The sequence below is a fragment of the Gordonia sp. UBA7599 genome, assembly GCA_002477755.1.
Taxonomy (GTDB): domain Bacteria; phylum Actinomycetota; class Actinomycetes; order Mycobacteriales; family Mycobacteriaceae; genus Gordonia.
Map to the genome: position 1 here is coordinate 1 of DLKD01000051.1, position 7,423 is coordinate 7,423.

General features: G+C 67.6%; 5 protein-coding genes. 4 read left to right on the forward strand and 1 reads right to left on the reverse strand.

Annotated features, from left to right (window positions below; genetic code table 11):
* On the reverse strand, positions 1–2,900 hold a 2,900-nt coding region (locus tag B4L26_RS06590), incomplete at its 3' end, for a glutamate synthase central domain-containing protein (RefSeq protein ID WP_290717278.1).
* 316 nt (positions 2,901–3,216) lie between these two features.
* Here B4L26_RS06590 and B4L26_RS06595 point away from each other — a divergent pair.
* From B4L26_RS06595 to B4L26_RS06610, 4 genes are all read left to right on the forward strand, one after another.
* Positions 3,217–4,188 carry an alpha/beta hydrolase gene (locus B4L26_RS06595; RefSeq protein ID WP_290717280.1) on the forward strand — a complete coding sequence of 324 codons (972 nt, stop codon included), beginning with the start codon at positions 3,217–3,219 and terminating at the stop codon, positions 4,186–4,188.
* Between the two features lie 58 nt (positions 4,189–4,246).
* The gene (locus B4L26_RS06600) at positions 4,247–4,822 is read left to right on the forward strand and encodes a DUF937 domain-containing protein (RefSeq protein WP_290717282.1); all 576 of its coding nucleotides are present in this window, start codon (positions 4,247–4,249) and stop codon (positions 4,820–4,822) included.
* A gap of 128 nt (positions 4,823–4,950) precedes the next feature.
* Positions 4,951–6,771: a DUF2207 domain-containing protein gene (locus B4L26_RS06605; RefSeq protein ID WP_290717284.1), complete on the forward strand. Its 1,821-nt coding sequence runs from the start codon at positions 4,951–4,953 to the stop codon at positions 6,769–6,771.
* Between the two features lie 60 nt (positions 6,772–6,831).
* Entirely contained in the window at positions 6,832–7,401 is a 570-nt protein-coding gene (locus B4L26_RS06610; protein WP_409563357.1) for a LemA family protein, read from the forward strand.
* The last annotated feature ends 22 nt before the right edge of the window (positions 7,402–7,423 follow it).

Consider the following 7,423-nt stretch of genomic DNA (forward strand, 5'->3'; position numbering starts at 1 on the left):
GCCATCTTGATCTGGATGTCGGTGCAGTTGCTCAGGTAGTTGCTCGTCACGCCGAACCGGCCAGACGCCACCTGCTTGATCGCCGAGCGGCGCCAGTCGCCGTTCTCGTCGCGGCTGAACCGGCGCGGATCCTCGCCGCCCTCACCGGAGTTCGAGCGGCCGCCGATACGGTTCATCGCGATCGCCAGCGTCTCGTGCGCCTCCGCCGAGATCGAGCCGTAGCTCATCGCGCCCGTCGAGAAGCGCTTCACGATCTCGCTGGCCGGCTCGACCTTGTCGATCGGGATGGGGTCGCGGTCGCCGAATTTGAAGTCGAACAGGCCGCGCAGGGTGCCCAGGCGCCGCGACTGGTCGTCGACCATCGCGGTGTACTCCTTGAACACCTTGTACTGGCCAGTGCGGGTGGAGTGCTGCAACTTGAACACCGTGTCCGGGTTGAACAAGTGGTATTCGCCCTCACGACGCCACTGGTACTCGCCGCCGACCTCCAGCTCGCGGTGCGCCCACTCCGAGGGGCGCGACAGGAAGGCCAGGTGGTGGCGCGCCGCGACCTCGTCGGCGAGCTCGTCGAGCCCAATGCCGTCGAGCTGGCTGACGCAGCCGGTGAAGAACTCGTCGCAGGTCTCCTGGTTCAGGCCGATGACCTGGAACAGTTGCGCACCGTTGTACGACGGGACCGTGGAGATGCCCATCTTGCTCATCACCTTGAGCACGCCCTTGCCGGCGGCCTTGATGTAGTTGGCGCGCGCGGTCGCGAAGTCGGACGCGTGGTCGCCGGTCGCACCGACGATGGCACCCGACTCCAGCATGTCCTCGATCGATTCGAACGCCATGTACGGGTTGATCGCCGAGGCGCCGAAGCCGATGAGCGCGGCCATGTGGTGGACCTCGCGTGCATCACCGGATTCGACGATCAGGCTGGCGCGCCCACGGGTCTTCTCCCGGACCAGGTGATGGTGGACCGTCGACGTCAGCAGCAGCGACGGGATCGGCGCGAGCGTCTCGTCGGACTCGCGGTCGGACAGGATCACCAGGCGCGCACCGTCGGCGATCGCCGCCGACACCTGGCCGCACACGTCGGCCAGCGCGGCGCGCAAGCCCGCGCCGCCCTCCGCAACCGGGTACAGGCCGTGGATGTGCACCGACGGGAAGCCCGTGCCCTCACCGTCGATCTTGATCAGTCGGCGCAGGTCGTCGTTGTCCAGGATCGGGCTGGGCAGCACGATCTGGCGGGCCGACTCCGGCGTCGGGTGCAGCAGGTCGCGCTCGCCGCCGATGCGCTGACCGAGGCTGGTGACGATCTCCTCGCGGATGGCGTCCAGCGGCGGGTTGGTCACCTGCGCGAACAACTGCTGGAAGTAGTCGAACAACAGTCGCGAGCGAGCCGAGAGGACCGCGACCGGGGTGTCGGTGCCCATCGAGCCGATCGCCTCGGCGCCGGTGACGGCCATCGGCTTCACCAACAGGTTCAAGTCCTCGTTGGTGTAGCCGAACAGCTGCTGGCGGTGGGCGACGCGCTTGTGCGACATATGGATGTGCTCGGGCGCCGGGAGGTCCGACAGATGGATCTGGTTGTTGTCGAGCCACTCCTGGTAGGGATGCTCGGCGGCCAGCTCGTCCTTGATCTCCACGTCGTCGACGATGCGGCCCTGCGCGGTGTCGACGAGGAACATCTTGCCCGGCTGCAGCCGCAGCTTCGCGACGACGTCGGCGTGGTCGATGTCGAGGACGCCGACCTCCGAACCGAGGACGACCAGGCCGTCCTTGGTGACCCAGATGCGCGAGGGACGCAGGCCGTTGCGGTCGAGGACGGCGCCGATGACGGTGCCGTCGGTGAAGCACACCGACGCCGGGCCGTCCCAGGCCTCCATGAGCGCCGAGTGGTACTCGTAAAACGCCCGGTGCTCCGGCTTCATCGACTCGTGGCGTTCCCAGGCCTCCGGAATCATCATGAGCACGGCGTGCTGCAGCGGGCGCCCGGCCAGGTGCAGCAGTTCCAGCGCCTCGTCGAAGCGTGCGGTGTCCGATGCCTTCGGGGTACAGACGGGGAACAGGTGCTCGTTGCCCTCACCGAAGATCGAGGTGTCCATGAGCGCCTCACGCGCCCGCATCCAGTTCTCGTTGCCGTTGACCGTGTTGATCTCGCCGTTGTGGGCGACCCGGCGGTACGGGTGCGCGAGCGGCCAACTCGGGAAGGTGTTGGTGGAAAAGCGCGAGTGCACCAGGCCCAAGGCGCTGACCACGCGCTCGTCCTGCAGGTCCAAGTAGAAGCCGCGCAGCTGCGGAGTCGTCAGCATGCCCTTGTAGACAAAGGTGCGCCCGGACAGGCTCGGGAAGTAGACGGTGTTCGACGCCTGTGCGCCGCGGCCGGCGCCCTTGCGGCCGAGCTCGTGCTCGACACGCTTACGTACCAGGTACGCCCGGCGCTCCAATTCGTCCCCGCTCGCACCACCGATGAACACCTGGCGGAACGTCGGCATCGCATCGCGCGCCAGTGCGCCGATCGGAGAATCGTCGATCGGGACGTCGCGCCAACCGAGCACGGTCAGGCCCAATTCGCCGACGATCTCGTCAACGCCCTCGACCGCCGCGTTCGCATCGGCACTGCCCTGCGGCAGGAAGGCGATACCGGTGGCGTAGGAGCCTTCCGGCGGCAACTCGAAGTCCACGACGGCCCGGAAGAAGGCATCGGGGATCTGGATCAGGATGCCCGCGCCGTCACCGGTGTTCGGCTCGGCACCGGCAGCACCGCGGTGCTCCAGGTTCACCAGCGCGGTGATCGCCTTTTCGACGATGTCACGGCTCTTGCGGCCGTGCATGTCGACGACGAACGCGACGCCGCACGCGTCGTGTTCGAAAGCGGGATCGTAGAGACCGACGGGTCCCGGAGCACTCTTCATGGTCGCCCCTTTGCACTTGCTACGGTGCGCGACGCTGAGCACCCCAAACAATTGGACTGTGGGTGAATCTCCGTCGCAGGCTGTGCGACGAGTAGTCAGCGTCATTGCTGACGATTCAGATGTGCTGCCATTCTCCCACGGACTTTGCCACGACGTGAAATCGGTTCGCCCCTTGCAGCCGATCCAACGAAGTGACCTGCAAGTTTCGACGGTACGCCGGACCCCCAGGGCCGCCCCGCGTCCTGCTCGACTAAAAAAAGACACTCCGTCCGAAACGCTCCGGTTCAGCGTCACGGTCGCAGTACAGTCCACATTTGTGAGTGTGAACACAGGCGTTCCCAGCCGCGGATCGTTCCGGGTCCGGGCGATGAACAGCTCGTTCACCCGCGTGGTTAACCCCGCCTCCTCCCTCGGCCGGATCGGTACTCCAGGGCTGATCACCACAATGCGCCCGTTGCTCAACGGCGGCCTCAGCCTGATGTGCCCGGTTCCCCCGGGCACCCGCACCGAGACGGTCCACCGCCACCTCGGCGACGAACAGGTCCGCGGCGAATGGGTGTGGGGCCCACGCGTGGGGCAGCGCCGCATCGCCGACACCCGCGTCATCTACTACCTCCACGGGTCCGGCTATGTCATCTGCAGCCCCCGCACCCACCGCGGGCTCGTTTCGCGGCTGTCACAGCGCACCGACCGGGTCGCCTTCAGCCTCGACTACCGGTTGGGTCCCAAGCACCGCTTCCCCGCGGCCGGCGACGACACCGTACGCGGCTACCAGTGGCTCCTCGACCAGGGCTACCGCCCGGAGAACATCATCGTCGCGGGCGACTCGGCCGGCGGCCACCTCGCGATGGACCTGCTCGCCGCCAACCAGGCGCAGTCCCGGCCCCAGCCGCGGGCGATGCTCCTGTTCTCGCCGTTGATGGATCCCACCTTCGGCCTCGCCCTGGCGCGGGAGGCCCGCGGATTCCGGGATCCGTACTTCAGCGCCCGCCTGGGCCAGCACTTCCTGGAGATGTACACCGCCGGCGCGCGGGCCGACCATCCGCGGATGACCGTGTCGCTGCGCCCGACCGACGATCTCCCGACGACGCTGATCCAGGTCGGCGCCCGCGAAGTCATGGCCGACGATGCCCGCTTCCTGCACGCCGCACTGGTGGCGGCAGGCGCACAATCCGAGCTCCAGCAATGGCCGGACCAGGGGCACGTCTTCCAGCTCTTCCCCGCGCTGTCCCCGGAATCGCGCCAAGCGGTAAGTGAAGCGGCGCGATTCGTCAATTCGGTAGCATGAACTCACCCCGCGACCGCGGACCGAAAGCAGTCCACGGCGCACCGACAAAGGAGTACCCGTGTCCGATCTCGATGCCCTGCTGAAGTCCATTCCCATCGATGACATCGCCCAGAAGCTGGGCGTCGACGACGCCACCGCGACCGCTGCGGTACAGCAGGCTGTCCCCACTCTGCTTGCCGGCCTGCAGGCTCACGCGGACACCGACGGACCCGCTCCTGACGGTCTCGAAGCGGCCGCCGACGCGGGTGACGGCGATGCTGTGGTCAAGAGCCTCTTCGGCGATCAGAGCGACCAGGTCGCCCACGCCGCAGCCGGGCAGGCCCCGGCGGGTGTCAGCTCCGACCTCATGCAGAAGCTCCTGCCGCTGCTCGCACCGATGGTCATCGCGTTCGTGACCCAGAAGCTCTTGGGCGGCAAGGGCGGCGCAGCCCCGGCCGGTCAGGCGCAGGGGGGCGGCGGTGCCGGTGACGCCCTTGGCAGCATCCTGGGCAGTGCGCTCGGTGGCGGCGGTGCAGGCGGCGGCCTGGGCAGCATCCTCGGCGGCATGCTCGGTGGTGGCGGCGGCCAGCAGGGCGGCGGTGCCGGTGGCGCTCTCGGCAACATCCTCGGCAGCATCCTGGGCGGCAAGAAGTAGTCGTACGGGGGCTCCGCCCGTTCGTATACCCCCGGTAAAAACACAACCCCTGTCCCCGAAATCTTTGGGATAGTGAAGCGACCGTCGCGTTCTTCTCGAACGCGACGGTCGTTTCGCGTTAGGCTGCCATGGTGCGCAGGGTCTTCCTCTCCTTCATCGTCGCGCTCCTCACTGCGATCGGCCTCTGCCTGCCGATCTCGTTGCTCACGAGCAGCTCCGGGAGTGGATCCGCCGACCCGGTCCGGATCCTCGATTACCAGGCTCAGTACCGCGTCGACCGCGACGGGAAGCTCCACGCGGTCGAGACCCTGACGACGGAATTCCCGCTCGGACGCCACGGCATCTTCCGGTACTGGGACGTCGCCGACTCATCCGACCCGCATGTGCGGTACGTGCCCAAGGACATCCGGGTGTCGCTGGACGGTCACTCCGAACCGTTCACGTTGTTGTGGGAACGGGGCAAGCGCTTCCGCGTCGCAAAGATCGGTTCGGCCGACCGGTACGTCGACTCCGGCACCCACGAGTACGTGATCAGTTACACGATCGACGGCGTACTCGAGCCCGCCAACAGCCGTCCCGGCGACGGCGAGGCGACGGCGAGCTGGGGCAATCGGGACAAGTCCCGGTTCCGGTGGCGGGTCGTCGCCGACGGCTGGTCCATGCCGATCGCGCAGTCGCGCGTCACCGTCGCACTACCTGCACCGGTGACCAGCGTCGCTTGCGCCACCAGCAGCAACGCACCTTGTGAAGCACATCGCGACGGCGACGACTCGGTGGTCGTCACCACCGGCAACCTCGGCTCGAACAACGGCGTCGCCCTCCTCGCCGACCTCGACCTCGCCCCGCCGAAGCGCTCGACGGTCCCGTGGTCCATCCGGCTCGACCCGGTCCTCGGGCGATCGCTCCCGCTGGTGATCGTGATCCTCCTCGTCTCGCTGGTGACCCTCGCACTCGGCGCGCTGTGGACCTGGCGCAGCCGCGAAGAGATCCCGCTGCTCCCTGTCATGTTCGAGCCGCCGGCCGATCCGCACCGCCGCGGCTTCCTCTCGCCTGTCCAGGCGTACTACGTGGCGCATGAGAGCGTGCCGACCAAGGCCCTCACCGCCACCCTGCTCTTTCTGGCCGAGCAGAAGCTCGTGCGTCTCGTACGCGAAGACAGCGGCGACTTCACCGTCGTCTCGGAAGCCGACGCCCAAACGTGGGCGCAGGCCGATCCCGTGTGCCAGGCCGCGGGCCAGGCGCTCGGCATCACCGACACCGGCCGCACCTTCAAGGCCGACGGCACGGTGAGTGCGGGCGAAGAACTCCAGTCGGCACAGTCGGCCGTCGACACCGCGGTCAAGATCTGGGGCGTGCAGTCCGGCGCGATCCAACGCAGTGCCTTCGAGTCGCTGGGCCGCGGCCTGGTGTTCGTAGCCTTCGCTCTAGCGGCGCTGATGCTGATCTTCCGGTGGTATCCGTTCTCCCTCGTGACCCTGCCCATCGCCGCCTTCGCTATCGGTGGCGCGGGCCTCTATGTCTCGGGCGTCGGCACCCGACGCACCCTTCTGGGCCGCGACATCTGGTCACGCGCTGGCGGGTTCGAGCGCCTCCTGTCGACGACGTCGAACAAGGAGCGCCTCGACTTCAGCGCCCGCAAGGACCTCTACACGTCCTACATCCCTTACGCCGTCGCCTTCGGCGCGGCAGCGGCCTGGGCGAACAAGTACCGGATGGCGATGGGCACCGAACCGCCGACACCGTCGTGGATCGTCACCCCACACGGCACACCGGTCCCCGCGATGCTGTTGAGCGGCCCCGGCGGCATCGGCAGTTTCGAGTCCAGCCTCTCGTCGTCGATCTCGGCGTACACGGCCAGCCAGGCCGCGTCGAGCAGCAGCGGCGGAGGATTCTCCGGTGGCGGGTTCTCCGGCGGAGGCGGAGGCGGCGGAGGCGGCGGCTCGTGGTGAGCCACGCAGCGCTCTTGCGCAGGTAACCTCGATACCAATCAACGACGAAAGGGGACCATCGTGTCCGCTGCTCTTATCTTGCTCATCGTGGTGGTGTTCATCGTCTTGCTCCTGCTGTTCGGTGTTGTCGGCTTCAACAAGCTGCGCAAGGCCGACATCACCGCCCAGGAATCGCTCGGCGGCATCGACGTCCAACTGACCCGGCGAGCCGACCTGATCCCGAACCTGGTGAACACCGTCAAGGGCTACGCCGCCCACGAGAGCGGTGTCTTCGAGGAGGTCGCCCGGGCCCGCGGCGCCGTCGCGCAGGCCGCACAGAACGGCACCGTCGAACAGAAGGCCGCCGCCGACCAGGCCCTCACCGGAGCGCTGGGCCGACTGTTCGCGGTCGCCGAGAACTACCCCGACCTGAAGGCATCGGCCAACTTCATCCAGCTGCAGAACGAGCTGAGCGACACCGAGAACAAGCTGAGCTTCGCGCGGCAGTACTACAACGACGCCGTGTCGCGCCTCAACAAGCTGGTGCAGACGATTCCGTGGATGTTCTTCAGCGGTGTCGCCGGAGTGAAGGCCCGCGAGTTCTACCGGGCCCCCGAGGGCCAGCAGGCTCCGCCGCAAGTCCAGTTCTAACGCCGACTGGGCCCTCCCCGCC